This is a genomic window from Proteus sp. G4380 (assembly GCF_963885725.1).
Taxonomy (GTDB): domain Bacteria; phylum Pseudomonadota; class Gammaproteobacteria; order Enterobacterales; family Enterobacteriaceae; genus Proteus; species Proteus mirabilis.
Genome location: NZ_CAWPAV010000159.1, coordinates 1 through 2,793, shown reverse-complemented (window position 1 = coordinate 2,793; position 2,793 = coordinate 1). Strand labels below are relative to the sequence as shown.

Genomic DNA, 2,793 nt, shown 5'->3' with positions numbered 1-2,793 from the left:
TCAGACACTTCATCACCAACAATCCAGCGTTGCTTTAAATAGCCTTCTTGCTCAAAACCAAGCTTGGTTAATAATGCCCTAGAGGCTTGGTTATCGGGATGTATATCCGCTTCTAAACGGCGTATTGATAGATGTGTTCTTAAATAATCAATAAAAGCAATCATTGCCTCATACATCAACCCTTTTCCTTGAAAGGCGTTATCAAGACAATAACCAATTTCACCACGGCAAGAATGGAGATGATGATTGAAGAATACACACATGCCAATAAGTTTATCTGTTGCTTTATCAATAATGGCTAAACGCAGATATTCCTTACGCTCCATATGCGTAATATCCTGAATAATATCTTCCTTCGCTTGTTGTATATTTTGCCAAGGAAGATGGCTCCAATAACGAGTAACCTCAGGAGAGCTCATGATCTGGAACCACTCTTGAGCATCCTTCATGGCAAAAGAGCGTAATAATAATCGCTCTGTTTCAATACGAATATCAGCATAACGCATTTTACAACTTCTCTTATTGCTGTTTAGGCGAGACAAAAGCGATACATACCGGCTCTGCCAGTGCATCAGGCTCAGAGCGAAACATGATCTCTTGAGTATCTGCTATTTTTAAACTCGGCCAATATTGTAATCCCGCATCAAAATGGGCTTTATCACAGTAATACCCCACCGGGCCAATCAATAAGACACCTTTGTCCTCTAATTGCGCCAACGTAATATGACGGTTATAAATATTAGGGGGCTGAACATCTTTCTCGACAATCCAGGGTTGGGCTGATAGCGGTCTATCTTTGCCATAAAAAGTGACCCACTCATGCATATACTCACCCCCTACATAAGATAAAGGCTGATGATAATGCTGATGCCAAGCATTCTCGACATCTTGTACAAAGGTTTTAACACCAATAAACTTTTGACCCGCATTACGCACATTAGCAGCTTGTACTACCGTATAACCAGATACCACTAACATACCAAAAACCGCTAAACCATATAACACACCACGTAATGAACGCTTAGGTATGACACTAATTGAGCCGACAAAAAGAGCGGTAGCCACTGACATAAAAGGTTGTAACCACTCAGTGATACGTCCCCCTTCATGGAAACTAAACCAAATAAAAATAATCGCTAATGGGAATAGCAAAATAAAATTCAATAATTGACTATCTTGAGAAGTACGCCAACTAACTCGCCCACCATAAAGACGTACAATTCCCCACATTAGTAGCACTGGATAGAAAACCGTTAAAGCGGCACGTAACGTACGTAAATTAAAACGTGCTTCTATTTGTGAGTCGACCCATTTAAAGGCGGCAAAGTCGTTTTGCCACAACCAAATAAAATTAGGTATGACAAACGCCAGCCAGATAGCTATTGCAAAGTAAAAATAAGGGGAGCGATAGCTTTGACGAACTTTAGGTACTAATACGCTTAATAAGAATACCGCACCAATCAGGGCTAATGAGGAGTATTTCCCCATAGTAGCCACCCCCATCACTGCAGCGAATCCACACCAATATTTGGGGTTGTCATTGATAGCGCATAAAAAGAAATAGAGCGCCCAAGGCCAGCAACCCACTAAAATATAATTATCGTTATAAGGAATGATATCGAAATTAATAATTCCTGATAAATTTAAACCTAACATGGCAAACCAAGCTAGGTGATAATTTTTGGTTAACTTATAGGCTAAATTCCAAACACCTAATAAGCCGATGGCTATCATCATAAAGTGGATAAAATACCAATAAAAGCTAAAATCAATACCACCATAAATGGCTGGCCACATAATAAAACCAACAAACCAAGGGTTTTTAGGTGAGCCCCAACCGCCATTAGTACCCCAGTTAACCGCTTCTACGGCATCATAAGGTACGGTGGGATCAAATAAATAGCTGACGATAATCCATAAAACCGCATAACCAATTATCCACCAATAAACTGGTTTGCGTAATCGAGCAAATGATAATGTCATAATAAACAGAATGTTAAGTTAATTAGTTTAAATTTATAGTTAATTGCTATCACAATACAGTAAAGTATAGTAAACCGAGCGCTACATTGTACGTGAGTAAATATTAAATTGTCTTAAATTCGTGCTTTTATCGCAAAATAGTTTCTGATAGATTGCGCAACCAATAAGATCACAAATCGAGTTACCATTATGAATATGATTAAAAGAAAACCCGCAGCTAAAACGCGTAAAAAAACACGTGAAGAGCTAAATGCAGAAGGACGTGAACGTAAGCGCCAGAAAAAGCATCGTGGCAATCCTGCTGGTAACCGTCAGCAGGAAGCGATGAAAAAAGAGCAAGCGCAAACCAATGAACAGAAAGATCCACGTATTGGTAGTAAAAAACCAATTCCACTCATCGTGGATAATCAGGCGCCTAAAGTAGATAAGAAAAAATCCGCGCCAACAAAAATGGAGCCTATGCGCTTATCGTTAGAAGAAGAGTTAGCACTCTTAGAGAATGATACTCGTTTAGATGAATTACTCTCTCGTCTGGAAGAAGGGGGTAAACTCAATCCTGAAGAGCAAGCTTATACTGAAAAAACCCTTGATCGCATCGATGCGTTAATGGCGGAATTAGGCATTGAGTTTGAAGAAGATGACGATGAAGAAAAAACAGAAGATATTATGCAGTTATTAAAAGGTAAGTAATTTATCGTTACCCTATCTTAATCTGACAGATACCAAATATATATTGGTATCTGTTCATTTCCTTTCTCTCTATTTTAAATAGTCATAATTAGAAATTATGATTTTTTATTTAAATTTATT

The 2,793-nt window shown here is 38.4% G+C and carries 3 protein-coding genes; 1 reads left to right on the top strand and 2 read right to left on the bottom strand.

From position 1 onward, the window contains the following. Positions 1-506, bottom strand: a 506-nt coding sequence (locus AACU98_RS14515; RefSeq protein ID WP_161734992.1) for a GNAT family N-acetyltransferase, incomplete at its 3' end; no start/stop codon positions are given. A gap of 13 nt (positions 507-519) precedes the next feature. Further along, complete coding sequence (locus tag AACU98_RS14510) at positions 520-1,983, bottom strand: glycosyltransferase family 39 protein (protein ID WP_161734989.1); 1,464 nt, start codon at positions 1,981-1,983, stop codon at positions 520-522. A 189-nt stretch (positions 1,984-2,172) separates the two neighbouring features. On the opposite strand from AACU98_RS14510, the gene yihI reads away from it, so the two are divergent. Continuing rightward, positions 2,173-2,673 carry a Der GTPase-activating protein YihI gene (gene yihI, locus AACU98_RS14505; protein ID WP_004249060.1) on the top strand — a complete coding sequence of 167 codons (501 nt, stop codon included), beginning with the start codon at positions 2,173-2,175 and terminating at the stop codon, positions 2,671-2,673. The last annotated feature ends 120 nt before the right edge of the window (positions 2,674-2,793 follow it).